We start from the raw sequence: 25128 nt of genomic DNA on the forward strand, positions 1-25128 counted from the left end.
GTTATCGATAGCCCTGCGCCTGCAAGTGAAACAGCTGCGCATAGCGCCCTCCGGTGGCGACCAGACTGTCGTGATCACCGCGCTCCAAAATCGTGCCCTGGTCCAGCACCAGGATGTGGTCGGCATTGCGCACGCTGGAAAAACGGTGGGAAATCAGCAACGTCATGCGCCCCTCGGTGTGCTGGCTGAAATGCTCGAACACCGCCGCTTCCGCCGCCGGATCCAGGGCCGAAGTCGGTTCGTCGAGAATCAGGATGTCGGCGTCGCGGCGCATGTAGGCGCGGGACAAGGCGACTTTCTGCCACTGCCCGCCCGACAGTTCCTGCCCCCCGGCAAACCACCGTCCCAGCTGCGTGGCATAGCCTCGGTTCAGCCCCTTGATAAAGGGCGCCGCCATGCCTTCAGTGGCAGCTTCGTGCCAACGGGTTTCATCGCTGAACGCCTGCGTATCGCCAACCCCGATATTTTCACCGACGGTGAATTGATAACGAATGTAGTCCTGGAAAATCACGCCGATGCGCCGCCGCAACGCTTCTTCCTGCCACGTATTCAGGTCGCTGCCGTCCAGCAGAATACGGCCTTGATCGGGGCGATACAGGCGAGTCAGCAACTTGATCAGCGTGGTCTTGCCTGAACCGTTTTCCCCGACCAGCGCGACGCTGTGGCCAGGCACCAAGTGCAAATCGATGCCTTCAAGGGCCGCGCGACTCGCCCCCGGATAACGGAAACCGACGTTCTCGAAACGCAAGCCATCGCCCGGTACCGCGCCCACGGTCAAGTGCCCGGTATCGACGATCACCGGCTCGGCCAGGTATTCATACAGGCTCGACAGATACAGACCGTCCTCGTACAGCCCACTGATAGCACTCAGGCTGCTGCTCACCGCCGTTTGCCCCTGCTTGAACAGCACCAGGTACATGGTCATCTGACCGAGGGTGATGTTGCCATGGACGGTGTCGACCACGACCCAGGCGTAAGCCAGGTAAAACGCCCCCGTGCCGAGTAATCCGAGGACAAAACCCCAACCATCCCGGCGCAAGGTCAGCCGGCGGTCTTCGGCATACAGACGCGTGAAGGTATCGCGGTAGCGCTGCAACAACAGGGGCGCAATGCCGAACAGCTTGACCTCTTTGATGTAGGCCTCGTGGGAGAGCAGCGTCTCGATGTAATTCTGCTGCCGGCTTTCCGGCGCACGGCGGGTAAACAAGCGAAAGGCATCGCCGGAAAAATGCGCTTCGGCGAAGAACACCGGCAACGCTCCGACCACCAGCAACACCAGCGCCCAAGGCGAAAAATGCACCAGCAACACGCCGAAGCTGATCAGTACGATCAGGTTCTGGATCAACCCCAGGGACTTCATCACCAATGCCAACGGTCGGGTCGACGCCTCGCGCCGCACCCGGACCAGTTTGTCGTAGAACTCGGAATTCTCGAATTGCACGAGCGACAGCGTCTGGGCCTTCTCCAGAATCATCGTGTTGACCTTCTGCCCCAACTGCACCCGCAACAGCGATTGCTGAACGGACAATGCCCGCTGAGTCCCGGACAACAACGCCAACACACCAGCCTCGAACAACACGTAACGCACCACCGGCCACAATGGCGCACTGCCCTGCTGGGCATGCAGTTGCATGGCGAACACCACGGCATCGACGATGCGCTGGCCCAACCACGCCGCCAGCGCCGGCAGAACACCGGCCACCAGCGTGGCCAACACCAGGCCGAGAAACAGTGCACGCGAGGTGCCCCAGACCAGCAGCAAGGCGCGTCGAGCCTGATCCAGCAAGGTGGTGAAGCGGTTAAGAGCAACTGGCATACGGCACTGGACCCGGCGTGGTGATGGCGTCAAGACGCCATGGTACTTCAGCCAGCGTTCGGGGCGGGTGTTGCAGCGGCGGCGACCTTGGGTTTAGCGACTGGACAGACGTCAACGCCCACCAGACTGGCTCGAGGTACAAACTGCACGGCTTTGGAGTCGGTCTTCCACAACCTCACATAATAGGTACCGTCTGCTTCGGCGATGACGCGCAACGGACGACTGAAACCAGGTCTGTCGGGATCCGTGATCGGCTCGAGTCCTTTGCTCTCGGGGCCGAAATTCAGGATCGTGCAGTTACGGGCGCCGGATGCGGAAACCTGAAAGGCGAAGCCGCCCAGTTTCGCGCCGGAGGCCGGATACATGCCCACGACGATAACCAGCACCATGACCGCACACACCACCAGGGCAACCGGGTTTCGATGGCTGCGCGTTTTCACCACGAGCAGAGCGCACAGGAGCTGGATGATCCAGACCACCAGCGACTCCACCAGCACCAGCGGAAATATCCACCATAAGCTGCTGACGTAGTGGCCCGCGATGTCGATGGCGATGATCATGAAGTTTAGAATCACGCTCATCTGGGCGAACGCGGACATGAGGCAGGCAAAACGAAAATCCATCGACATCGGGCCTTCGACACCCAGCGTCATCAGCCAGTAGTAAGCGGCCATTGTCAGCACCGCGCCCATCGCCCCCGCGAGGCTCCAGTACCAGGTGCTCGGGACTTGAGAGCCGATAGCACTCAGCGATGCACAAAAAAGCCCGAGGACAAACAGGCTAGCGGCCCAGCGGCCCAACATGCGCCGATGGCGCTTCAGTTGCTCCGGGGAAGCTTGCCCCAAGGTGAACTCGTCGCTCAACCGCCGACCCGTATCATTCAACCGATGGAACAGCACGAAGATCGGCAGCACGACGAATGCCGCCAGAATCGAAACGATGGACACGAGTATCGCCGACATGACCGGTAAGGCAGTCACAACGGCCGACGAAGTGATACTCAACGGGATCTGTTCCGCCTGAATGTATTGGTATAAGTACAACCCTGCCGTCACCAGAATACCCACAGTCAATGGCCAGGCGCGTTCATTGAGCCACAACAGCCATTGGCTGATCTGACTGAAGATATTGGGTATCGGGGATGCGGTTAACGGGGGAATGTTTTCAATATCGGTCACGTCGACGAACTCCAGTTCCTTGGGGTCAGCGTCCTTGTCACAACGGCGTTGAACAGAGACTAAGGCCCGAGACTGTACAGCCCGAAACGGATGAAATCACCGGGGTCGCGCTCAATCAGTCGCGTCTGTCAGACGTTTCGCCAATCCCATCCTGAAACCGCGCCCGATACTTCCCCGGACTCTCCCCCGTCCATTTCTTGAACGCCCGATGAAATGCACTCGGTTCCTGAAACCCCAGGCGTTCAGCAATGTCGCCGATGCTCGCGTTGCTCTGGCGCAGCTGCTCAAACGCCACGCCGCGCCGCACTTCGTCCTTGATCTCCTGATACGAACAGCCTTCTCGCTCGAGTTTTCGCCGGAAGGTGCTGGGGCTCAGGTGCTGTTCCAGGGCGAAGGCTTGCAGGGTCGGCCACTCGCTGTAGCGACTGTTGCGCAAGCGCTGATGCACCTGTGACGCCAGGCCATGCTGATTGCGGAATCGGATCACCAGCCATTGCGGTGCCGTGCGCAGGAATACTTTTAGCGACGCCAGGTCCTGGACCACCGGCAGGCGCAGGTAATGACTGGCGAATTCGATCTCGGTGCGTTCGGCGCCGAAGGTCAGGTTCGGCCCCCAGAGCAGACGGTCGTCGCTCAAGGGCAGGCGTTCATGACGAAAATCGGCGCGATCGATGGGGATGCGGCGCCCGCCCAGCCAGCACAGCAGGCTGATCATCAGGACCAGAAACGTCTCTTCGCCAAAACGGCTGACGTCGTCGCTTCTGGCCTGTGATTCCAGGCTGATGACCGCGCGTTTGCCACGCACGGCCAGCGTGCCGCGAAAGTCCCGCAGGAACAGGGAGAAGTTGGCCAGGCATTGGCGCATGGCTTTGTGCAGGTCGGGCTCCTGAATCAGCGCCCGGCAGATCAGCGCGAAGGCGCCCGGTGGCATGCCATGGGAGTCGAGCCCGAAGAACTCATCATCGAGCTCGCGGATCTGAATCAGCCACAGCGCTGCAAAGGCACTCGCCGGCACGCGTGCCGTGGGCTGCCTGATCAGTGCCGGGTCGATGCCAGCCTCTTGCAGCACCGCTTCCAGACGCTGTGGATGCGCGCCCAGTTCATGAATCATGGCCTGCACAAAGTAGACGGCGACCGAGTCCTTTTCCCGCATGTGAACGTTTCACTCCCCAGTGTCCGCATGGCAAAAAACGCCAGTGCCGTTGAACAGTTTTGGCATAGGACAACGGCCCTGCCAGCTCTAGACTCGCGGCCAATAGTACGCTTTCGGCTGCCACGGCGGCCAAGGTATCGCACGGTTTGATCGCAAGGACTGGAACATGAATCTGCAAAACATTGGCGTGATCGGCGCAGGCACCATGGGTAACGGCATCGCCCAGGTCTGCGCCCAGGCCGGTTTCAACGTAACCTTGCTCGACATCTCCGAGAGCGCGCTGCAAAAAGCGCTCGCAACGGTCGGCAAGAACCTTGATCGCCAGGTCGCCAAGGACACCCTGACCGAAGCGCAAAAACTCGCCATTCTTGAACGCATCGGCACCAGCACCGATTACAGCCGCTTGCAGGACGTGCAACTGGTCATCGAAGCAGCCACCGAAAAACTCGACCTGAAACTGCGCGTGCTGCAACAGATTGCCGCACAGGTCAGTACCGAATGCGTGATCGCCTCCAACACATCCTCGCTGTCCATCACTCAACTGGCCGCCAGCGTCAACCATCCTGAGCGTTTCATCGGCCTGCACTTCTTCAACCCGGTGCCGGTGATGGGGCTGATCGAAGTGATTCGGGGCCTGCAAACCAGCGACGCGACCCACGCCCTGGCGCTGGACATGGCCACCACGCTTGGCAAAACCGCGATCACCGCCGGCAACCGTCCGGGCTTCGTGGTGAACCGGATTCTGGTGCCCATGATCAACGAAGCGATTCTGGTGTTCCAGGAAGGCCTGGCCAGCGTCGACGACATCGACGCCGGCATGCGCCTGGGCTGCAACCAGCCCATTGGTCCGTTGGCACTGGCAGACCTGATTGGCCTGGACACCGTGCTGGCCATTCTCGAAGCGTTCTACGACGGATTCAACGACAGCAAATACCGCCCTGCTCCACTGCTCAAGGAAATGGTCGCCGCCGGCTACCTGGGACGCAAAACGGGGCGTGGCTTCCATGCCTATGCCTGAGCGTTGCTCGCGCTTCGCCGAATACCGGGACAAGGTGCTGGAGCTGTTTGCCTGCAAGGGTTTCGGTCAGGTCGGCATGCGCGAGCTCGCGACGTGCCTGGGGCTCGCGCCAGGCTCGCTGTATCACCATTTCCCCAGCAAGCAGCACTTGCTCCTCGACCTGATCGAGGAGTTTTACGAAGAGCTGCTGGCGACCCTGGGACGCATCGAACAGAAGGCGCCGGCCAAACGTGATCGGCTCCATGGCCTCATTCGCGCCCACCTGAATCTGCATCAGGAAATGCCCTGGCACTTCCGTCTGGCAGAGCGCGACAGCGGCTGCCTGAATGACGAACAGCAAGCGCGGGTTCGGCAATTGCGCGAACAGTACGAGCGTAAATTGCTGAAGATGCTCGGTGTTCGATCACGCTTCAGCGCCGAGGGTCTGGTGGCCGCCGGTCATGCCATTGCGTCGATACTCAACAGCGCGCCGACCTGGTTGACGCACTCTCCATTGGAGGAATCCGAGCGCGATGAAATGCTCGAGAACCTGGTCAGTGGCGCCATCGAACGCTTGCTGGCACCGCGACGTTCGAACGAAGCAATAAGCCTGGCCTCTTCCATAGAAAAAACATCTAAAAAAACCTCAGCACTCGCTGCGATTTAGGGCTTTGCTACCCGGGTCGATGTCCATCGCAATTGGCTGACGAACCTGTCGTCAAAACCGGTGTAATCCCTTCAATGACCGGGAGCTGAAACATGAAAATCAATCCCTATCTGATCTTCAACGGCGACTGCAAAGCCGCCTTCACTTTTTACGCCCAGGCGCTGCAAGGTCAGATCGAAATGATGATGACCTTCGGTGAAAGCCCCGCCCGCGAACATGTTCCGGCGGATCTGCATAACCTGATCATGCACACCCGGCTGCTGGTGGGTGATCAGGCGATCATGGGCTCTGATACGACACCGGATCGGCCCACCGATGACATGGCCGGGTGTTCGATCTCGCTGAATGTCGACAGCATTGCCGAGGCGGAGCGGGTCTTTAATGCGCTGAAAGAGGATGGCAGCGTGCAGATGCCTCTTGAAAAGACGTTCTGGGCGGCGCGGTTTGGCATGTTGAACGATCGGTTTGGTGTGGCGTGGATGGTGAATTGCGAGAAGGATGAGTGATAGAGGCGTTCACTGTAGGAGCAAGGCTTGCTCCCGACGGCGGTCTGATAGCCGATGAGTATTTTCCTGATGCAGCTGGATCAAACTGTGGGAGCTGGCTTGCCGGCGATGGAGGTCTGACAGGCTATGAGGTTTGTAGGGTGTACATATCCGTTCCTGCAGTCACGGCCGCTATGGGTTTCGCTTTTACAGCGAGTCACTTTTGAAAGAGCGCAAAAGTAACCCAAACGCTCTTGCCCCACCACTTGGCACCTCGCCTAGGCTCGGTGTGCCCTCACTCCGGCATTGCTCCGCGGGCCGCCGCGATGGGCCATCCCTGGCCCAGCGCGGCTAAACCGGCATCCTTGCCGGTTTACCCGCTGCGCAATACCTGCGTTCGGCCAGCGTGGTTTAACGGGGCGCCTGAGATCAAAATCAAAAGCAAAGCGAGGCGGCCTGACAGCCGACCTGACGCTTGAAGCCTGCGCGTTTCCCTGTGGGAGCAGAGCTTGCTCGCGATGGACGTTAACGATGACGCCATGTCATTGGGAAAACTTCGCTATGCAGGAGCTGTCGAGTGAAACGAGGTTGCGATCTTAAAACCCATAGCAGCCGTTACCGCAGGAATGGATATGTACACCCGCTAGAATCTCACCGCCGATCAGGCCGCCATCGCCGGCAGGCCAGCTCCCACAGTTTGATTTGGGTGCACCCGCCAGAAATGAGCGACTGTCAGGCCGCTATCGCGAGCAAGCTCAGCTCCCACAGGGAAACGCGCAGGCTTCAAGCGTCAGGTCGGCTGGCAGGCCGCCTCGCTTTGGCTTTTGATCTGCTTTTGATCTGCTTGCCCCATCGGCAGGCCGAGCGCAGGTGCTGCGCAGTGGGCAACCCGGCATGGATGCCGGGTTAGCCGCGCACGGCCATGGATGGCCGATCGCGGCGGGCCCACGGAGCAGGACCGGAGCGAGGGTATGCCGAGCCCAGGCGAGGCACCGTACGAAAGGGGCAAGAGCGTTTGGTTACTTGGCGCTCTTCCAAGTGACTCGCCGTAAGGGCGAAACCAATAGCAGCCGTGACCGCAGGAATGGATATGTACACCAGCAAGAATCGCACCGCCGATCAGGCCGCTATCGCCGGCAGGCCAGCTCCTACAATTTGATCCGGGTACATCCGAAAAGAAAATGGTCAGCTGTCAGACCGCCATCGCCGGCAGGCCAGCTCCCACAGTTTGATTTGATTACACCCGCCAGAAATCAGCGACTGTCAGGACGCCATCGCGAGCAAGCTTTGCTCTTACAAGGGGTATGGCGTGACTGCAGAAACGGATCTATAGACCCACACAAAACCGGCACCCCCTCACAGCCCTTTTCTGGAAACTCCCCGGCCGCCTGCTAACGTCAACAATCAACCCGCAGCAACGGATTTCGAAACCATCGAGGGTCACAAGCTCAAAGGCACCGTTATCAGATACCGATAAAGCGAGGCTGATCACAACTTGGCAATCGACACCTCGGTGGATTTGACGAAGGCAATCACTTCGCTGCCGACCTTCAACTCCAGGTCACGCACCGAGCGCGTGGTGATCACCGAGGTGACGATGCCGGAGGCGGTTTGCACGTCGATTTCGGACACCACTTCGCCTTCGACGATTTCCTTGATGACGCCCTTGAACTGGTTGCGGACGTTGATCGCTTTGATGGTCATATTGAGGCTTCCTGGCTGATGTCGTGGTTATTCGCACGGATGTGCAGGCCCCCAAAGTGCACCGACCGAACCAACATTAAAAGGAATATATAATTATCTATTTATGCCTTTAAGGAATATTAGATTTATCCAACCGCTCAATCACTGGCACCCGCAACGGAGAACGACATGAAGACGCTTAAAGCGCTGCTCATTGCGCCACTGCTCGTCGCAGGCCTCCTCACCCCTGTCGGGGTTGCCCACGCCGAAGACCTCCTCGAAAAAGGTGTCCGTCACGACCATCGGGAAATTGACAAAGGTGTCGATCACGATGCCGACGAGATCGATAACGGTGTGAAGCATGACGAAGACGTCATCGACAAAGAGGACACGCACCTCGATAAAGAACGTCACAAGGACGACAAACATCTCGATAAAGAGTTTAAGAAAGATTTATGAAGGCGGCGCTGTAACGGTGGCGAAGGCATTCACGCCCTCGCCACACAGGTCAACAGTCCTGCATGATTACTTGGCGGCAAACTTCGTCCCCTGCGGACTATCAAGTTTAGCCTGTAACAATTGCCATTCACGTTGAATAATCGAATAGGGAATAAAAACACTGATCCGCTGCGCGCCTTTTACACCGGGATGCGCGCTGACATCGTTTAACGTCGTGGAATAGAACCCCATATTAATACCGACGACGCTGCCATCGTTGGCAATTACGGGGCCACCGGACATCCCCTTTACCAGCGGAGCATCGTGGATGGCATAGAGGTCGCCACTGTGTTCATCGGTATTGAGAAAAGGCGCCTGGTACACCTTGCCCTTGCCGGTAGCGGTGGCCATGTACGGGCTCGACCCAACGGCCGTAATGTCCTCGCCCACCCGCGGTGCGCGCCACGAAGGGTAGCGGCCGTTGGCTTTGTGGCGAATGAAGACGAGGTCACAGCCGGTACTGCAGCTGTATTGCACGTTGGGAATCAGCGGCGTATGCCGGGTTGTGACGGCGTAATCCTCATTCCATTGCACGGCCGACGCCATGTACATATACGGAAGAGGAAAGCCTGAGAAAATCGTGAAGTAGGAATCGTTGGCAGCCCCCGAAAAATCGGGTTTTACCATGCCGTTGCATCCTGCGAGTACAGCTCCTATTAAAAAGCAGGCCATGATCTTGATCATGATTAATCACCGACTTAATAGGGAGGATATGACTGTTTTTTGTCGTCAAAATAATTGTTTTTTTAGGGTTGTCGTAGTCCTTGCCGAAGAGCGTGATGGCACTTTGTTATTTATGGCTGAGGTTCTGAAAGTTGGAGTAAATGAATTGTGCTAAAGACAATCGCTTTTGGTTACATAAACTAGCAATAAAAATTGACGCCGATATAAAGTCATATTAAGGCGTACAAAAAGCTTTCTTCTATGACGGGGGTGAAACGTTTTTAAAGATGAGTTTGCAAAGTTGACCTAAGCTTCGGTTATCGGCTTGAACATGCCGATCATCGGGTCAATGGAGGCTGCGCCACTTTTCTGACCATGACTGGCTCAAGGATTGCAAAGGACGCAGATAGCTGGCCCAGAACAACGGAATTCTGACGCGACGGCATTCAAATCAACAATCAAGGACGCCAGCGCTAGGCTAGGTCAGTCACCGGGAGACGGAACGTGTCAACTCTCAATGAAATCGCAGCGAACCACGCGAGAATGGCTAAGGCATTGGCCGATGAAGCAGCCACTTTGGGGGAGCGAGAGGTGCAAATAGTGGGTGGGTTTGAAATCGTGTGCATGGAAGTCGAATGCATGCCATTGCATCTGATGGTTGCGTCGCAGGAATCCCAGTCAGGGCAAGTTCTGGGCTACGCGCTCTGACTTTGCACCACCAAATTCGAGAGCCTCAGGTTACTCAGCACGAGACCAGACAAATAAAAACGCCGCTCAATTGAGCGGCGTTTTTTATCGACGAACGGAGCACTGAACGAGGCTCACCGGTATGTCGGGAGCCTCAGGCGTTTCAGTTCCAGGGACGATCTCCATTCTCGTCCTTGATGCGCGTCGGCAGGCCCATGACATCCAGGGCCTTGAGGAACGGCTCAGCCGGCAACTCTTCAACGTTGACCATGCGCTGCACATCCCACTCGCCACGGGCGACCAGCAGCGCTGCGGCGACAGGTGGCACGCCAGCGGTGTAGGAAATGCCCTGGCTGTCGGTTTCTGCGTAGGCTTCCTCGTGATCGGCCACGTTGTAGATGAACACCTCGCGCGGCTTGCCATCCTTGGTGCCCTTTACCAGGTCGCCAATGCAGGTCTTGCCGGTGTAGCCAGGCGCCAGCGAACCCGGATCAGGCAGTACGGCCTTGACCAGTTTGAGCGGCACCACTTCCAGGCCTTCAGCGGTCTTGACCGGTTGCTCGGAGAGCAGGCCAAGGTTTTTCAGCACGGTGAACACGTTGATGTAGTGCTCGCCGAAGCTCATCCAGAAACGCACGTTCGGCACGTCGAGGTTTTTCGACAGGGAGTGCACTTCATCGTGACCTGTCAGGTACAGGTTCTGCTCTCCGACGACCGGCAGATCGTCGGTGCGTTTGACTTCGAACATCGTGTTGCTGGTCCACTGGCTGTTCTGCCAGCTCCACACTTGTCCGGTGAACTCACGGAAATTGATTTCCGGGTCAAAATTGGTGGCGAAATATTTGCCATGTGAACCGGCATTGACGTCGAGAATATCGATCGAATCAATGCGGTCGAAATACGTTTGCTGTGCCAGTGCGGCATAAGCGTTGACCACACCCGGATCGAAGCCCACACCGAGGATCGCAGTGATGTTCTTCTCTTTGCATTCTTCGAGGTGATTCCACTCGTAGTTGCCGTACCAGGGCGGTGTTTCACAGACTTTGCCCGGTTCTTCGTGGATGGCGGTGTCCAGGTAGGCCACGCCGGTATCGATGCAGGCACGCAGCACCGACATGTTGAGGAACGCGGAGCCGACGTTGATCACGATCTGCGATTCGGTCTCGCGGATCAGTGCCTTGGTCGCTTCGACATCCAGAGCGTTCAGCGAGAAGGCCTTGATGTCGGCGGGAACTTTGAGGCTACCCTTGGCCTTGATGCTGTCGATGATGGCCTGGCATTTGGAGATGTTGCGCGACGCGATAGCGATACGACCGAGTTCGTCGTTGTGCTGCGCGCACTTGTGGGCCACCACCTTGGCGACACCTCCTGCACCAATGATAAGAACGTTCTTTTTCAATTGCTTTATCACTCCTTATCTGTCCGCTTTACGAAAGGCTGGACAGGTAGTCTTCGTAACCAAATTCACGAACCACTTCGACTGTACCGTCGAGTTGTTTCACTACGATGGACGGCATTTTCAGGCCGTTGAACCAGTTTTTCTTGACCATGGTGTAGCCTGCCGTGTCGATGAACGACAGTCGATCGCCGATGGTCAGCGGACGATCAAATTGGTATTCGCCGAAGATGTCCCCGGCCAGGCACGACTTGCCGCATACCATGTAGGTGTGATCACCCTCGCTCGGCGCCAGCTTGGCGTTGAGGCGATAGATCAGCAGGTCAAGCAGATGCGCTTCGATGGAGCTGTCCACCACCGCCAGGTGCTTGCCGTTGTAAAGGGTGTCGAGCACGGTGACTTCCAGCGAGGCGCTGTTGGTGATCGCCGCTTCGCCCGGTTCCAGGTAGACCTGCACGTCGTACTTTTGCGAAAACGCCTTGAGCCGCGCGCAGAAAGCGTCCAGCGCATAGCCTTCACCGGTGAAGTGAATGCCGCCGCCGAGGCTGACCCAGCTGACCTTGTGCAGCAGCTCGCCGAAACGTTCTTCGATGGTGCAGAGCATTTGGTCGAACAGGCTGAAGTCGCCGTTCTCGCAGTTGTTGTGGAACATGAAACCGGAGATCTGGTCGATGACGCCTTCGATCTTCACCGGGTCCCATTCGCCCAGACGGCTGAACGGACGCGCCGGGTCGGCCAGCAGGTAATCGGAGCTGCTCACTTGCGGGTTGACGCGCAGGCCGCGGGTCTTGCCTTCGGAGCGCTCGGCAAAGCGTTGCAGCTGGCTGATGGAGTTGAAGATGATCTTGTCGCAGTTATCGAGCATCTCCTCGATCTCATCATCGGCCCAGGCCACGCTGTACGCGTGCGCTTCACCTTCGAACTTCTGGCGACCGAGCTTGAGCTCGTAGAGCGACGACGACGTGGTGCCGTCCATGTATTGCTGCATCAGGTCGAACACCGACCAGGTGGCGAAGCACTTGAGTGCCAGTAAGGCCTTGGCCCCGGACTGTTCGCGCACGTAGGCGATCTTCTGCATGTTGACCAGAAGCTTCTGCTTGTCGATGAGGTAGTACGGCGTTTTGATCATTTCGAGGCATCCGGCAAGGTTAGCCAAAAAAGGATGCGCATTGTGCCCGCACAGACAACATATCGAAAGAGCAGAAATAACAGCTTGCTGGCATTTAGCTGTGACTGGCGGTTCGGTTATTAAAGGGGCGTCAGTGCAAGGTGCCCTTTCAAACGTCGCGCCAGCAGGCCGGTGAAGGCCAGTACCGGGATCACGGCGCAGCCGGCCGCCACCCACAACAACGTGTTGAACCCCTGGCCGACCAGTTGTCCGGCCAGGGCCGGTCCCGCCATGGAGCTCAGAGCAAACGCCCCGGGTATCAGCATGATCGAGCGACCGCTGCTGTCCAGACGGGCAATGGCCGCTGTCTGGTAGACGCAACCCCAGGTGAATCCCACTTCCCAGATCCAGGCGCCGGCCGCATACGTCAGGAAGCCCTCGGCGTTGCCCAGCAACAACAGGCCTGTACCCAGTACTGCCAGCACGACGACATGCGGCACGCGTACACCCAGGCGATCTCCCACCACCGCCAGGGCAAGCGCTGCAGCACCGCCGAGTAACTTCAACACTGCGAATACGATGCCCAGCTCTGTCGGTTGCAGCGCCAGGCCATGGCCCAGGCGCTCGAGAAACGCCCAGAGACCGATCTGCCCGGTACCGAACAGGAAGAAAAACCCTAATGCGGCATACGCTGCAGGCGGCAACTGAAAGCGAGAGAGCACCGATCCTCCACTCACCTGCGCTTTTTCACCCATGAAATCCTGACGCTTGGGCAGCACCAGTGCGCTGACGCTCAGCAACATAATGATCGCGGCCAGCGACAAGGCCGCACCGGCGTAATGGAAATAAGCGATCACCAGTGATGGCAGGGCGAACAGCACCGCGGCGACCACCCCCAGTTCGATGCCCAGACGAATACCCAAGGCGCGTTCCTTGTTGGCCATTTCGCCCATGATGCGCATGCCCAGGCAGGTCATCAGCGCGGCAAAAAAGCCAATCACCGCCCACAACGGCAACTGCGCCGTGGCGGGTAGCCAGGACGACATTCCATACGCTGCCGCTGCCCCCGCCGCACACCCCAGCGTCAGCCAGCGCCAGTTCAAGCGGTCGATCAGCACCACGGCCACCAGCGTGCCGAGCAGGTAGCCGGCAAAACACACCGCCCCCAGCAACCCGACCTGTTGAACACTGAACCCAAGGCTGTCGACCATTGAGCCGAGCAGGATCGGCAAGGTATTGAACGGCAAACCGCCAATCGTCGAGGCGAAGCTGGCAGCCAGGATGATCGCCAGTGTTTTACGGCCACTCATGTTCATTGTGCGTTCCTGCCCGGCGGCGTTATCAAGGGGGTTATCAGCGCTGGCCGACGGTGATGATTTCGCGACGCTCGGCCATGGATGCAGGCACGCTGGCTTCGTCCATGAAGAACTGCTCGTACCACTCGCGCAGCTGGTAGACCGGGCCGTCACCTTCCGCCAGGACCGGGTTGTTGACCCGAATCTTGTGCGCCCAGATGTCCACGTCCTGATAGAACGACTCGCGATTGCGCAGCACATAATCCTGCGCCAGCGCCCTACTCTGCTCCTCGCTCCAGCCGTCGATCTTTTTCACCATGCAACCAAAGCGCAGCTCGAAACGGTTGGCGCTGATCGGTACGTGGCAGTTGAGCAGGATCGAGTGGATTTCCATGCCCTCGAACACGGCACGCATGCGGGTGAAATGGGTCGCGGGCCCGTAGTACGCCGATTCGGCTACCAGGTCGCCGCCCAGCCGCTCCGAGTCACCATGGAAAATCTGCTGGGCAATATGACCTTCGAAGACGTTGGCGAAGTATTTGGTCGGTGTGCCATGAACCGGCCCGAAGTGCTGGGCGTCCGCCAGGTTATCGACCAGTTCCCGTGGGTTGGTCTCGATAATCAGCTTGTCCGTGTGCCAGTCGTGCAGCCATTCGTCGCTGTCCTGCTCCGGCAGATGCGGGATCACCACGTCGTCTGCGGGGGCCTTGCCTTCCGGGTTATTCCAGACGAATAGCAGCTTGTTCTCTTCACAGGTCAGCCAGCTGCGGGTCTTGGCTTTCGGCGGGATGCGCTTGCAGTACGGAATCTCGACGCACTTGCCGCTCGCGTCGTATTGCCAGTGGTGAAAGGGGCAGACCACCCGATCGTTTTCCAGTGTGCCTCGCGACAGGTCGGCGCCCATGTGCGGGCAATGCGCATCAATGACGCTGATCTGACCGCTGGACGTGGCAAACGCGAGCAAGCGTGTGCCGAAAATATCCAGGGTGTGCAGTTGGCCATCACGGTAGTCGGCCGCTTCACCCAGGCAGTGCCAGCCTCGACCAAAGCGAGGGGCCAGAGCAGTTTCGACATTGATTGCTGCGAGCTTGGTCATTGTTATTGTTCCTCGTGTGGAAATCCCCGGTAACTTGCCCGGTAATCTTCACCGAGCAGACGCCGGTGCTCATCCTCCGCATGGACTAGATGAGCACTACACGAGTGCTTCTGCGCCAAGGGGTCAGCGCCAGTCAGCGACGATGCCGTGTTCCAGGGCGAAAGGTTGGGCGGCAATCGTACGACGCTGAAAGTCCACTGCTTGCTCGGCAGTGGCTAACCACACCATGACCTCGGCCGGCACATGAGGCGGCGCGGTACCGATGCGCATGGCCAACAAGCCGTTTTCGCCAATCGTGGCTTTCAATGCGTCGGTGGTGACCACTCCGGGATTGAGCGTAAAGGCGCGAATCCCCTGGCCGCCCAGCTCGGCGGCAAGCACCCCGGACACCCTCGACACCGCCGCCTTGCCCGCCCCATAGGCATACCCCCAGCCACCGTCAGCGGCAGCAACCGGTGGGTCGCCTTCGCCGGCGCCGGAGGTGACGTTGATCACCACGCCCTCGCCCTGTTCGAGCATGGACGCCAGCACAGTCTGGGTCAGCAACAACGGCGCCAGCACATAGCCTTTGAACACCCGCTCCATGGTCTGCGGCTGCAGCGTCATGAACGCGGCGTTCAAATCGTTGCCCTGGTAGATGGCGTTATTGACCAGCACATCGATGCGCCCGAACGCTGCCAGTACGGCCTGACCCGCCGCCACGACCGAGGCACTGTCGAGCAGGTCCATGGGCACCACCAACACTTCGCGCCCCAGAGCGCGGATGGCGGCGGCGGTGCTGTTGAGGCTGCCCGACAAAGGCGCACCCTGGGCATCGCACAGTCGATGGGCGGTGTGCTCGCCCTCCTCCAGCGTGCGTGCACTGATTGCCACATCGAAACCGGCACGGGCGAAGGCCAGCGCCGTCTCCCGGCCGATGCCACGGCTGGCGCCGGTCACAAAAGCCACCTGGGTCATGGTTGTTCTCACTGGAGCGAAGGTTAGAAATGTGCGGGGCGAACCATGGCATCCATCCCGCCATCGACAAACATCACGCTGCCATGGACGAAACTGGCCTGCGCGGATTGCAGGAATGCCACCACCTGAGCGATTTCCTCAGGATGACCGGGGCGCCCCAACGGTGCGACGAATTCGCGAACGGCCTTGGCGAAACGCGGGTCGTCCAGGGACGCTTGATGCAATGGCGTTTCCACCGCTCCCGGCGCCACTACATTCAGGCGAATGCCCTGTTTGGCCCAGCTAACCGCTTTGCTGCGGGCGTTACAGGTCACTGCGTATTTGGAGCTGGCATAGGCCACGTGGGACAGCGCCAAGGCGTTGGCGTGTTCCAGCGCGAGGGCTTGGTTGCCGGCAAGCATGGCTGCAACCATCGGCTGCTGATCCGGCTTGGCATGGGTGGCGGCAATCGAACCGATCACCACGGCAGCCGGTTTGTCGCCCTTGGCCAAGGCATCGGCCAGACCGTCGAGCAGCTCGGTGACGCCAAAGTAGTTGACCGACACAATGGTGTCGGACATCGCGCTGGAGCCCACTCCGGCGCAGCAGACCAGTCCGTCGAGCACCCCTGCGCTTTGCTCAAGCACCGCACGAATGGCTGCCTGGCGTCCGTCTGCGCTGGACAGGTCGGCAATAACCTCGGCGTTCGCCCGATCGATACCGATGATGCGGTGCCCTGCGGCGCGTAGCGCCTGGCAGACTGCCGCGCCAATACCGGATGCAGAACCGCTGACCGCTGTAACTGGCATAACGTCTTCCTCGTTCAATAAAGGTGCTGGCTAGTATTGGTGCCGCCTGAACCCGACAACATCGTCCGCACGGACTAAAACGCCCCGGCCTTGCAAGCAAGACCAGGGCGTTGGGGGACAGAAACCACACTCAGGCGCGGTTGCGCACCGGTTGCGCCAGCTTCAATACTGGCGTTTCCAGCTTATCGGTGGCCAGCATGGCCAACTTTGGCTTTCCCAGCGCAACCACGCTGTTGAGGATGATGCGCACCAACTCCGTCTGGCGGCGCACGCCGGTCTTCGAGAAGATCGAGCGCAAATGCGCCCGGGCAGTGTTACGGCGCACATTCAACACTTCGGCGGCTTCTTCGAGCGACAGACCGTTCGCCAGCTCCATCGCCAGGGCGGTTTCGGCCCGCGTCAGGTTGAACAGTTGCTTGGTCACCGTTTCGCTGGCCATGGAGCGACCGACCGCGTCGCGGATATACACCACCACCACCGGTTTGCTCTTGCCCTCGGCCCAGTCCTGGGTCGGAATGGCTTCGACGACGACGCCCAGGTTGATCTGTCCCGAAGGCCTGGACACCGACATCGCTTCCGCCGCCGTGCTGACCGCCTCACTGTTAACGTCGCGGGCAAAGGCGTTGCGCACCAGGCGCTGCAATTCACGGTTATCGGTGGGGTAAGTGGCCTCAAGACGGCCGCCGACCAGCTTGAGGCCATCGGCGTGGCTCAGCAGTTCGCTGGCCACGGAATTCAGGCGCAGCACGCTGCCATTCTGATCGAGGACGATGGTCGCCACTGACAAGCGGCTGATGGCCTGGGAGTACAACTCACTGATCGATTCGCTGCGGTCGAGCAGGTTGTGCACGTGCATTGCACGGCGCAAATGCGGCAACAACATTTCGCACAGCGTGCGCTCGGAAGACGTGAATTTTGGCGCAGCTTTCGGCCGGGTAATGCGAAAGCGCAGTTTGCCGCCATCAGGCGTAGAAATATCGGCACCCATGATGTGGTAAGTGTCGTGGAGGGTGCCATACGTCTTGAAGTAGACCGAATTGGCCCACTCGGACTCGGTCATCAGGTCGTCTACGGTGAACACCCGGTCCATCGGTGGATTGTTGAACGGCGTGACCGCTTGCGGGTAGGCCCAGTAACTCACCTCACCGTCGCCTTCGATGTCGCCGACGACGATCATCAGGCCCAGGTCCGGCTGTTCAGGCACCCGCAGGATCAAGGTGACATAGTTGGCCTGATAAACGCTGCGGACATGGCGCAGGGTCTTGGCCATCAACTTGTGATCCAGCGCACCGTCGTAGAACTCGCCGATGAGCCTGTCGTAGTCAGCCAGTTCCAGGCCCATGTCTGCCAAGGCCTGAACACTCAAACTGGAATTTTCCATCGCCCGTCTCCTCGCGGGACACAGCCCAGGCCATGCCCGTTTTTATTGTTATGATTTGATCATTTGCGCATGCGATGTGCGGCCTGTTCCGGCCGCCACCAGTGGTTTGCCCTGGTTGAACCAGGCAGCCAAAGCCGGTAGCAGGAAAATCGCCCCGAGTACATTGACCAGAAACATAAACGATAGCAACACCCCCATGTCGGCCTGAAACTTCAGGGGTGCGAAGGCCCAGGTGCAGACCCCGATCGACATGGTCAGGGCAGTGAAAACCGCTGCCGTTCCGCGCTGGCACATCGCTCGATAGAACGCGGTGCGCAGGTCGGCGCCGTCGACCATTTCGTGCTGGATACGCTCATACAGGTAAATGCCATAGTCCACCCCGACCCCGACGCCGAGCGCCATCACCGGCAATGTCGCCACCTTCAGGCCGATGCCGAGCATGGCCATCAACGCATTGCACAACACTGCAACAATCGCCAGCGGCACCAGGATGCACAGCACCGCGCGCAATGAGCCAAACGTCAGCCAGCAGAACAGCAGCACCGAACCAAACAACGCCACCAGCATCAGGACCTCGGCGCGCTTGACCGCGTCGTTGGAGGCCGCCATCACCCCGACGTTGCCGCCGCCCAGCAGGAACTTGATTTCCGGAACCTGGACCTCGTCAATGATCCGCTTGGCCTCCTTGACCACATGCGACACCGTGGCGCCGTCATGATCGGAGAGGAACACCAGAATCTGCATTTGCTGGCAGCCGTCGGTCACCAGGCCGTCATCGGGCATGTAGGCTCGGGCGCCCTGACTCAGTCCCCGGGACGATCCCGGAATGGCCGCCCAGCGTGGGTTGCCTTCGTTATTGCCGGCAATCACCGTCTTGCCGAAGCCGGCCACGCTCTGCACCGACTGCACACCCGTGACGCTGCGCATCTTGAAATCAAAGGCTTCGACCGCACGCATCACCGACGGGGACAGACAGGCCTCTTCCAGGCCCTGGGCCTGAACGAACACCGCCAGCACATCGAGGCCGATTGAATAGCTGCCAACGATCTTCGCGTTGTCCTGGTTGTAGCGCGACTCTGCACGCAACTCCGGCGCACCAGCACCAATGTCACCGACCTCCAGTTGTCGCGCCTTGAGCACCGCCACGCTGAGCAGCATCAGGCTGACTACCAGCACCGCCAGCGCCGGACGCGGTTCTGCCAGTGCCGACAGCCGCCACCACAGCGGGTGCTTGCCCTGCTGCTGGACGCGTCCTTTGGCCAGCACGCTGCGCTCCAGGCGCAAATGGGAAATGATGATCGGCAGCATCATCTTGTTGGTGATGATCATCAACATCACACCAATGCACGCCGTCACGCCCAGTTCATGAACAATCGGGATGTCGATCAGCATGATCACGGCAAAACCCAGGGCGTTCATCAGCAGCGCCAGGGAACCGGGAATGAAGATGTTGCAGAACGCCAGGCGCGCGGCCTGAACCGAATCCTTGCCGGCGAGTACTTCCTGTTTCCAGGCATTGGTCATCTGCACCGCGTGGGAGACACCGATGGAGAAGATCAGGAACGGCACCAGAATCGACATCGGATCAATACCCAGGCCCATCAGCGGCAGCAGACCCAACAGCCAGACCACCGGCAGCAACGCTACCAGCAACGCCACCACGGTCAGGCGTAACGATCGTGAATAAAGCCACAGCAACAGCCCTGTAATGAGGAAGGCGACGACGAAAAAGCCGATCACAGTCATCAAACCTTCAACCACATCGCCCACCAGTTTGGCGAAGCCGACGATGTTGATTTCGACTTGATCGCTGCTGTATTTGGCGCGGATGTCTTCGAGGCGTTTGGAGACATCAACGTAACTCACGGCCTTGCCCGTCTGCGGATCGACGTCCTGAAGGTCGGCACGCACCATGGCCGATTTCAAGTCGTTGGCCACCAGCCGTCCGACCTGTCCGGAGCGGGCCGCGTTGCTGCGTACCTGGGCCAGGTCCTCGGCCGTTCCGGTAAAGCGTGGCGGTACCACGACGTCGCCGAAAAAGCCTTCTTCAGTGATTTCGATGTAGCGCACGTTGGCGGTGAACAACGAGGTGACGCTGGCGCGGCTGACCCCGTTGATGAAGAACACGTCGTCCGTGACCTTGCGCAGCGTGTCGAGGAATTGCGGGTTGTAGATATCACCCTCGCCCTTCCATTTCACGCTGACCAGAAAACGGTTGGCGCCGGTGAAGTACTGACTGAAACCCAGGAAGTTGAGCATGTACTCATGCCGCACCGGAATCTGCTTGTTGAAGCCAGGGTCCAGCTGAGTGTGCGTGGCGCTGTAGCCGAGGCCCAAGGTCACCAGGACGAACACCGAGAGCAGCAGTTTGCGTTGCGCCAGCAACAGGTCGGCACAGCGCTCGACCATTCGATCAACCCAGGATTTACCGTGTTTCATGACGCTGCTCTCCTTTGCCCAGGGCGGCAACGCTGTTGCCGCTCCCTTGATACACACCCCGTTCACCCGCCACGAGCACCTGATCGCCGCCAACCACAATGGCTGACGTCAATGTCCCAAGGCCGGGTTGCCGGCTGGTGCCGAGCAAACGTCCCTGGCCATCCAGACGCACCATCGAACTACCAGCGCCGACAATCAGCACCCCGGCGTTGTCCGGTAGCAGCACATGACCGTAGAGGGGTTGCGTGTTGCCCACGTCGATGGCCTGCCACTGCTCACCGAAGTTATCCGTGACGAAAACATGGCCACGCATGCCATAGGTCACCCAACGCTGGGCCGTCAGGCGGATCACGCCAAACAAGGAGCCGTTGTAGAACGTCGGCAACTGTTGCCAGTGCTGGCCGTTGTCGGCGCTGCGCATGACCAGGCCCTGCTCGCCGACCAGCATGCGCCGGCCATCACTGCCGCCGGCCATTGCATTGAGGTGCGAGCGATCAACCTCCAGCACCACATCGCGCCAGCGCTGACCGGCGTCGTCGGACTGGTAAAACTTGCCGTAGCTGCCGAATACAAAGACCTGTTCAGCACTGGCTGCCCACACACCCAACAAGGGCTCACCGGCATCGGGTTCGTAGTGAACTTCCTGCCAGCTGCTGGCGCCGTCACTGGAACGCAGGATCAAACCGTCCTGGCCAACGGCAATCAACTGTTCGGTATTCAATGCCGTGAGGGCGGTCAGGGAGATCTGGCGTTGTGGCTCTACGTTCGCCTGTTGCCAGGTTTGCCCGCGGTCATCGCTGATCAGGATGGTCCCGCGCTCGCCCACCGCCACCTGGCGCTTGCCCAGGTTGAGCAGGCCGTTGATTTGCATGCGATCGGTGTTCAACGCGGTATCGGCAGCGTTCATGACCCCGCGCGGGGTAAACGCCAGCGCGACGATGGCGGCGACTGCAATGCACACCCCATAAGCGATCAACTGGCGCATGGACGACTCCTTGCAGCAACATCCAGGCGCTCGACAATAGACATACGGCCCACCTTCTTATTCTTGTCGGATCGAATCGCTGAACCACCGAGGCGCAGCGCTTGCAACCGCTCTTGACTGAGGTGTGTAGATAGTCCGTCTGCCCGGCCCCCGGGGCATCGTCCAAATGGCCTACCCGGGTGCCGAACGACGAAATCGGTGATTAAGGGAGTTCGAACAGGCCCGCCGCGCCCATGCCACCGCCAATGCACATGGCCACGACCACGTAGCGCACGCCGCGACGGCGCCCTTCAAGCAGGGCGTGACCGACCATGCGTGCACCGGACATGCCGAACGGGTGACCGATTGAAATGGCCCCGCCATTCACGTTCAGGCGCTCTGGGGGAATGCCCAGGGCGTCGCGGCAATGCAACACCTGGCAGGCAAACGCCTCGTTGATTTCCCACAAGCCGATGTCGGCCACTTTCAGGCCAAAGCGCTTGAGCAGTTTGGGTACCGCGACCACTGGCCCGATCCCCATCTCTTCCGGCGCGCAGCCGGCCACCGCGATGCCGCGATAGATGCCCAGCGGCTGCAGGCCCAGCTCGGCCGCCTGCCCACGATTCATCAGCAAGCTGGCCGAGGCGCCGTCGGAAAACTGCGAGGCGTTGCCGGCCGTAATGAATTCACCTTGCTCGACCCACTGACCGTTCTTCCACACCGGTTTCAGGGCAGCCAGGTCTTCAAGCCGGGTCGAGGGGCGGTTGCACTCGTCACGATCGGCGAGCACCTGTTCATGGCCATTTGGCTGACCTTCCTTGTCGAAAAGTTGTTTACGCGCTTGCAACGGCACGATCTCCGCGTCGAACAACCCATCACGCTGGGCGGCTGCCGTGCGTTGCTGACTTTGCAGCGAATAGTCGTCCTGTGCAGCACGGCTGATGCCGTAGCGTCGCGCGACAATCTCGGCGGTTTCGATCATCGGGATGTAGGCACTCGGCATGCAGGCAAGCACCGCCTCCGACTGATTGCGGTAGGTGTTCTTGTGTTTGTTCTGGGTCAGCGACAGCGACTCGACGCCGCCGGCGATGGCGATGTTCATTTCGCCGGCCAGAATGTTTTTCGCGGCCATGCCGATGCTGATCAGACCGGACGCACACATCCGGTCCAGGGCCATGCCCGGCACACTGTCCGGCAGGCCGCCGGTGTAAGCACAGAGCCTGCCGATGTTGTAGCCCTGGGTGCCCTGCTGCACCGCTGCCCCCATGATCACATCGTCCACCGACCCCGGTTCGATACCGGCGCGCTCCGCCACGGCCCGCACTACATGGCCGCCGAGCACCGGAGCTTCGGTGTCGTTGAACGACCCTCGAAAGGATTTGGTCAGCGCGGTCCGCGCGGTCGCAACGATCACAACGTCATTCTTGTCCATGAACAGGCTCACTCGGTAAGGGGATTGAAGGTGTAACGACTGATGGTATCGACCACGCAGCCAGGGCGGTCGGCGCCTTCGATTTCAACGCTGATGCGCACCACCAGCTGCACAGCACTGCCGATCAATTCGGTGCTGATGACCTGGCCTCGGCCTCGTACCCGAGAACCGACTTTCACCGCCGCGGGAAAGCGCACGCGGTCGGTGCCGTAGTTCACCCCCATGGCCATGTTGTCGATGGTCATCAGTTGCGGCATGAACAGGTTGGCCAGCGCCAGGGTCAGGTAGCCGTGGGCGATGCATGCCCCGAACGGGCCGCTGGCAGCGCGCTCGGGATCAACGTGTATCCACTGCTGGTCGCCGGTCGCTTCGGCGAACAAATTGATCCGCTCCTGGGTCAGTTGCAGCCAGTCGGTGACGCCCAGGTCCAGGCCCTGGGCCTTGAGCATTTGCTCGGCACTGCTGAATCGTGTGGTCATGGGTGATCCTCAAGCCTGTTGTGAACTGACCGACAGGACTTCGCCGACCATGTAGGAGGCGTAGTCGCTGGCCAGGAAGATCATGACGTTGGCGACTTCCCATACCTCTGCGGCGCGGCCGAAGGCTTCACGGTCGGCAAGCTTTGCCAGCAGCTCTTCACTGGAGGCTTTCTTGAGAAATTCGTGCAAGGCAATCGAGGGCGATACCGCGTTGATGCGCACGCCGTGTTCGGCGGCTTCCAGTGCACTGCAACGGGTCAATGCCATGACGCCGGCCTTGGCGGCGGCGTAGTGCGCCTGCTCTTTCTGCGCACGCCAACCAAGCACCGAAGCGTTGTTGACGATGGCACCGCTCCCTCGACGCTCCATGTGCGGCAACATGGCGCGGGTCATGCGGAAGGTGCCGGTGAGCGTCACATCGATGACCCGCAGCCACTCTTCGTCGCTCATTTCGGTCACCCGCTTCGAGCCACCGAGGCCGGCGTTGTTGATCAGCACATCGACGCCGCCGAGGGCCTGCTCCGCCGCTGCGACCAGCGCCTGCACTTCGGCTTCGACGGTGACGTTGCACAACTGACCATACACCGCCTGCAAACCGGTCTCGGCCTTGAGCTGCTCAACTGCCTGCTCGAGGCGACGGGGATGAACATCGGAAATCATCAGGGCGCGACAGCCCTCTTCGGCACAGCGCCTGGCCGCGGCGAAACCGATGCCGGCGCCTGCGGCGGCAGTGATGAGAACGGATTTGCCAGCCAGTAATTGGTGGCCAGGAACATAAGGAGGGGCTTGTTTCACGACGTATACCTCTGACAGAAAACAGGTTGTCGACAGGTATAAAGCCCGCAGGGATCGGGCACATCGTCAAAACGGACGGGGTCAGTAAAGGCAGCGGGAATGGCAATGGCAATGGCAACATACCCGTGGCGAGGGAGCTTGCTCCCGCTGGCCTGCGCAGCAGGCCCTTGGTTTGCAGGTATTTAAAAGGGCCTGCTTCGCAGGCCAGCGGGAGCAAGCTCCCTCGCCACAGGGACTTGCCTCAGTTCTGGATTTTAGTTAAGCCAGCCTCAAGTACCCCAGACCTTCTGCGCCTTGGGCGCTTCGGCGAGTATCCCGTCGACCGCCTCGCCCACTTCCGCTACTAGCCAGCGCGCACCCTTGTCGCGGGTGACGCCCGTGCGCCAACCGTCGCCAAGGGAAATCCGTCCGCCCTGGCTTTCGAACAAGTGGCCGCTGACATGCCCGGACGCTTCGCTGCCCAGCCACACCACCAAAGGCGCAACGTTCTCCGCTGCCCAGCCATCGAAGCTGTCGTCTTCAGGTTTCTTGACCATGTCCGGCATGGCGCTTTCGGTCATCGCCGTGCGCGCCGCCGGAGCCAACGCGTTGGCCGTGACGCCATAGCGTGCCAGCTCCGCCGCCTGCACCAAGGTCAAGGAAGCGATGCCCCCTTTGGCCGCCGCGTAGTTGGATTGCCCGATCGAGCCCTGCAGGCCGGCCCCGGAGCTGGTATTGATAATGCGCGCCGCCACCGGTGTCCCGGCCTTGGCCAAATCACGCCAGCGCCGACCGAGAATATTGGCCAGGCAGAAATGCCCCTTGAGGTGGACGCGCATCACCATGTCCCAGTCCTCCTCCGAGAGGCTGATGAACATCCGGTCACGCAGGACCCCGGCGTTGTTGACCAGTACATGGACTTCACCGAACGCCGCGAGCGCTGCATCGACGATGCCTTGAGCGCTGCTCAGGGTGGTGATATCGCCATCGTTGGCGATCGCCTGGCCACCGCTCGAGCAGATCTCGTCGACCACGGCCTCGGCCGCCTCACGCCGGATATCATTGACCACCACGTTAGCGCCTTCGGCAGCGAACGCCAGTGCATAAGCGCGGCCCAACCCGCCACCGGCACCGGTGATTATCACATTACGACCTGCACTGATTCCCATAGGGTGTTGTCCTGTTCTAGAGT

At 59.8% G+C, this 25128-nt stretch carries 23 protein-coding genes; 5 read left to right on the forward strand and 18 right to left on the reverse strand.

The window, feature by feature from the left end:
• Nucleotide 1: 1 nt before the first annotated feature.
• The 3 genes from AC3ZVB_RS04645 to AC3ZVB_RS04655 form a co-directional block, all read right to left on the reverse strand.
• Nucleotides 2-1816, reverse strand: a complete 1815-nt coding sequence (locus tag AC3ZVB_RS04645; RefSeq protein ID WP_490145878.1) for an ABC transporter ATP-binding protein — start codon at nt 1814-1816, stop codon at nt 2-4.
• Nucleotides 1817-1863: 47 nt separating this feature from the next.
• A complete protein-coding gene (locus AC3ZVB_RS04650) occupies nt 1864-2994 on the reverse strand; it encodes a hypothetical protein (RefSeq protein ID WP_490145879.1) in 1131 nt (376 codons plus the stop codon).
• Between the two features lie 115 nt (nt 2995-3109).
• On the reverse strand, nt 3110-4147 hold the full coding sequence (locus AC3ZVB_RS04655) for an AraC family transcriptional regulator (RefSeq protein ID WP_162441107.1): 1038 nt from the start codon (nt 4145-4147) through the stop codon (nt 3110-3112).
• A 166-nt stretch (nt 4148-4313) separates the two neighbouring features.
• Here AC3ZVB_RS04655 and AC3ZVB_RS04660 point away from each other — a divergent pair, with 166 nt between their 5' ends.
• The 3 genes from AC3ZVB_RS04660 to AC3ZVB_RS04670 all read left to right on the forward strand — a co-directional run bounded on the left by AC3ZVB_RS04660 (nt 4314) and on the right by AC3ZVB_RS04670 (nt 6317).
• Complete coding sequence (locus AC3ZVB_RS04660) at nt 4314-5165, forward strand: 3-hydroxybutyryl-CoA dehydrogenase (RefSeq protein WP_490145880.1); 852 nt, start codon at nt 4314-4316, stop codon at nt 5163-5165.
• Entirely contained in the window at nt 5152-5811 is a 660-nt protein-coding gene (locus AC3ZVB_RS04665) for a TetR/AcrR family transcriptional regulator (RefSeq protein WP_490145881.1), read from the forward strand. Before AC3ZVB_RS04660 ends, AC3ZVB_RS04665 begins: the two co-directional genes overlap by 14 nt.
• 92 nt (nt 5812-5903) lie before the next feature.
• Nucleotides 5904-6317: a VOC family protein gene (locus AC3ZVB_RS04670; protein ID WP_162441104.1), complete on the forward strand. Its 414-nt coding sequence runs from the start codon at nt 5904-5906 to the stop codon at nt 6315-6317.
• A 1467-nt stretch (nt 6318-7784) separates the two neighbouring features.
• Here AC3ZVB_RS04670 and AC3ZVB_RS04675 read toward each other — a convergent pair.
• Nucleotides 7785-8000: a TOBE domain-containing protein gene (locus tag AC3ZVB_RS04675; protein WP_038983759.1), complete on the reverse strand. Its 216-nt coding sequence runs from the start codon at nt 7998-8000 to the stop codon at nt 7785-7787.
• 168 nt (nt 8001-8168) lie between these two features.
• Between AC3ZVB_RS04675 and AC3ZVB_RS04680 the strand changes: the two genes are divergently transcribed.
• Nucleotides 8169-8438, forward strand: a complete 270-nt coding sequence (locus AC3ZVB_RS04680; RefSeq protein WP_162441097.1) for a hypothetical protein — start codon at nt 8169-8171, stop codon at nt 8436-8438.
• Between the two features lie 66 nt (nt 8439-8504).
• On the opposite strand, the gene AC3ZVB_RS04685 is transcribed toward AC3ZVB_RS04680, so the two are convergent.
• Complete coding sequence (locus AC3ZVB_RS04685) at nt 8505-9104, reverse strand: trypsin-like peptidase domain-containing protein (RefSeq protein WP_162441098.1); 600 nt, start codon at nt 9102-9104, stop codon at nt 8505-8507.
• A gap of 540 nt (nt 9105-9644) precedes the next feature.
• Between AC3ZVB_RS04685 and AC3ZVB_RS04690 the strand changes: the two genes are divergently transcribed.
• A complete protein-coding gene (locus AC3ZVB_RS04690; protein WP_490145882.1) occupies nt 9645-9848 on the forward strand; it encodes a hypothetical protein in 204 nt (67 codons plus the stop codon).
• Between the two features lie 142 nt (nt 9849-9990).
• Here the strand turns inward: AC3ZVB_RS04690 and AC3ZVB_RS04695 are convergent, their stop codons facing one another.
• The 13 genes from AC3ZVB_RS04695 to AC3ZVB_RS04755 all read right to left on the reverse strand — a co-directional run bounded on the left by AC3ZVB_RS04695 (nt 9991) and on the right by AC3ZVB_RS04755 (nt 25105).
• Nucleotides 9991-11226, reverse strand: a complete 1236-nt coding sequence (locus tag AC3ZVB_RS04695) for a saccharopine dehydrogenase family protein (protein WP_490145883.1) — start codon at nt 11224-11226, stop codon at nt 9991-9993.
• A 28-nt stretch (nt 11227-11254) separates the two neighbouring features.
• Nucleotides 11255-12352, reverse strand: a complete 1098-nt coding sequence (locus AC3ZVB_RS04700; RefSeq protein ID WP_490145884.1) for a carboxynorspermidine decarboxylase — start codon at nt 12350-12352, stop codon at nt 11255-11257.
• A 119-nt stretch (nt 12353-12471) separates the two neighbouring features.
• Complete coding sequence (locus AC3ZVB_RS04705) at nt 12472-13647, reverse strand: MFS transporter (RefSeq protein ID WP_490145885.1); 1176 nt, start codon at nt 13645-13647, stop codon at nt 12472-12474.
• 37 nt (nt 13648-13684) lie between these two features.
• Entirely contained in the window at nt 13685-14722 is a 1038-nt protein-coding gene (locus AC3ZVB_RS04710; protein ID WP_490145886.1) for a 3-ketosteroid-9-alpha-monooxygenase, oxygenase component, read from the reverse strand.
• A 123-nt stretch (nt 14723-14845) separates the two neighbouring features.
• On the reverse strand, nt 14846-15679 hold the full coding sequence (locus tag AC3ZVB_RS04715; protein ID WP_194690268.1) for an SDR family NAD(P)-dependent oxidoreductase: 834 nt from the start codon (nt 15677-15679) through the stop codon (nt 14846-14848).
• Between the two features lie 23 nt (nt 15680-15702).
• Nucleotides 15703-16467 carry an SDR family oxidoreductase gene (locus tag AC3ZVB_RS04720; protein WP_194690269.1) on the reverse strand — a complete coding sequence of 255 codons (765 nt, stop codon included), beginning with the start codon at nt 16465-16467 and terminating at the stop codon, nt 15703-15705.
• 130 nt (nt 16468-16597) lie between these two features.
• Nucleotides 16598-17848: a helix-turn-helix transcriptional regulator gene (locus AC3ZVB_RS04725; protein WP_490145887.1), complete on the reverse strand. Its 1251-nt coding sequence runs from the start codon at nt 17846-17848 to the stop codon at nt 16598-16600.
• A 48-nt stretch (nt 17849-17896) separates the two neighbouring features.
• On the reverse strand, nt 17897-20287 hold the full coding sequence (locus AC3ZVB_RS04730; protein ID WP_490145888.1) for an efflux RND transporter permease subunit: 2391 nt from the start codon (nt 20285-20287) through the stop codon (nt 17897-17899).
• The gene (locus tag AC3ZVB_RS04735) at nt 20274-21272 is read right to left on the reverse strand and encodes a WD40/YVTN/BNR-like repeat-containing protein (RefSeq protein ID WP_490145889.1); all 999 of its coding nucleotides are present in this window, start codon (nt 21270-21272) and stop codon (nt 20274-20276) included. Before AC3ZVB_RS04735 ends, AC3ZVB_RS04730 begins: the two co-directional genes overlap by 14 nt.
• Nucleotides 21273-21474: 202 nt before the next feature.
• Nucleotides 21475-22683 carry an acetyl-CoA C-acyltransferase gene (locus AC3ZVB_RS04740; RefSeq protein WP_490145890.1) on the reverse strand — a complete coding sequence of 403 codons (1209 nt, stop codon included), beginning with the start codon at nt 22681-22683 and terminating at the stop codon, nt 21475-21477.
• 8 nt (nt 22684-22691) lie between these two features.
• On the reverse strand, nt 22692-23162 hold the full coding sequence (locus AC3ZVB_RS04745) for a MaoC family dehydratase (RefSeq protein WP_490145891.1): 471 nt from the start codon (nt 23160-23162) through the stop codon (nt 22692-22694).
• 9 nt (nt 23163-23171) lie between these two features.
• Nucleotides 23172-23957, reverse strand: coding sequence for an SDR family oxidoreductase (locus tag AC3ZVB_RS04750; protein WP_194690275.1), 786 nt, complete (start codon nt 23955-23957; stop codon nt 23172-23174).
• A 269-nt stretch (nt 23958-24226) separates the two neighbouring features.
• Nucleotides 24227-25105 carry an SDR family oxidoreductase gene (locus tag AC3ZVB_RS04755; RefSeq protein WP_490145892.1) on the reverse strand — a complete coding sequence of 293 codons (879 nt, stop codon included), beginning with the start codon at nt 25103-25105 and terminating at the stop codon, nt 24227-24229.
• Nucleotides 25106-25128: the final 23 nt, after the last annotated feature.

Source organism: Pseudomonas sp. MDV22-iso1 (genome assembly GCF_058145095.1).

What these genes read in the sequence shown, in the direction of transcription:
- AC3ZVB_RS04730 (WP_490145888.1), bottom strand. Translation starts at nt 20,287, where the DNA reads ATGAAACACGGTAAATCCTGGGTTGATCGAATGGTCGAGCGCTGTGCC.
- AC3ZVB_RS04680 (WP_162441097.1), top strand. Translation starts at nt 8,169, where the DNA reads ATGAAGACGCTTAAAGCGCTGCTCATTGCGCCACTGCTCGTCGCAGGC.
- AC3ZVB_RS04705 (WP_490145885.1), bottom strand. Translation starts at nt 13,647, where the DNA reads ATGAACATGAGTGGCCGTAAAACACTGGCGATCATCCTGGCTGCCAGC.
- AC3ZVB_RS04685 (WP_162441098.1), bottom strand. Translation starts at nt 9,104, where the DNA reads ATGGTAAAACCCGATTTTTCGGGGGCTGCCAACGATTCCTACTTCACG.
- AC3ZVB_RS04655 (WP_162441107.1), bottom strand. Translation starts at nt 4,147, where the DNA reads ATGCGGGAAAAGGACTCGGTCGCCGTCTACTTTGTGCAGGCCATGATT.
- AC3ZVB_RS04670 (WP_162441104.1), top strand. Translation starts at nt 5,904, where the DNA reads ATGAAAATCAATCCCTATCTGATCTTCAACGGCGACTGCAAAGCCGCC.
- AC3ZVB_RS04745 (WP_490145891.1), bottom strand. Translation starts at nt 23,162, where the DNA reads ATGACCACACGATTCAGCAGTGCCGAGCAAATGCTCAAGGCCCAGGGC.
- AC3ZVB_RS04715 (WP_194690268.1), bottom strand. Translation starts at nt 15,679, where the DNA reads ATGACCCAGGTGGCTTTTGTGACCGGCGCCAGCCGTGGCATCGGCCGG.
- AC3ZVB_RS04725 (WP_490145887.1), bottom strand. Translation starts at nt 17,848, where the DNA reads ATGGAAAATTCCAGTTTGAGTGTTCAGGCCTTGGCAGACATGGGCCTG.
- AC3ZVB_RS04665 (WP_490145881.1), top strand. Translation starts at nt 5,152, where the DNA reads ATGCCTATGCCTGAGCGTTGCTCGCGCTTCGCCGAATACCGGGACAAG.
- AC3ZVB_RS04710 (WP_490145886.1), bottom strand. Translation starts at nt 14,722, where the DNA reads ATGACCAAGCTCGCAGCAATCAATGTCGAAACTGCTCTGGCCCCTCGC.
- AC3ZVB_RS04700 (WP_490145884.1), bottom strand. Translation starts at nt 12,352, where the DNA reads ATGATCAAAACGCCGTACTACCTCATCGACAAGCAGAAGCTTCTGGTC.
- AC3ZVB_RS04720 (WP_194690269.1), bottom strand. Translation starts at nt 16,467, where the DNA reads ATGCCAGTTACAGCGGTCAGCGGTTCTGCATCCGGTATTGGCGCGGCA.
- AC3ZVB_RS04740 (WP_490145890.1), bottom strand. Translation starts at nt 22,683, where the DNA reads ATGGACAAGAATGACGTTGTGATCGTTGCGACCGCGCGGACCGCGCTG.
- AC3ZVB_RS04645 (WP_490145878.1), bottom strand. Translation starts at nt 1,816, where the DNA reads ATGCCAGTTGCTCTTAACCGCTTCACCACCTTGCTGGATCAGGCTCGA.
- AC3ZVB_RS04675 (WP_038983759.1), bottom strand. Translation starts at nt 8,000, where the DNA reads ATGACCATCAAAGCGATCAACGTCCGCAACCAGTTCAAGGGCGTCATC.
- AC3ZVB_RS04660 (WP_490145880.1), top strand. Translation starts at nt 4,314, where the DNA reads ATGAATCTGCAAAACATTGGCGTGATCGGCGCAGGCACCATGGGTAAC.
- AC3ZVB_RS04735 (WP_490145889.1), bottom strand. Translation starts at nt 21,272, where the DNA reads ATGCGCCAGTTGATCGCTTATGGGGTGTGCATTGCAGTCGCCGCCATC.
- AC3ZVB_RS04755 (WP_490145892.1), bottom strand. Translation starts at nt 25,105, where the DNA reads ATGGGAATCAGTGCAGGTCGTAATGTGATAATCACCGGTGCCGGTGGC.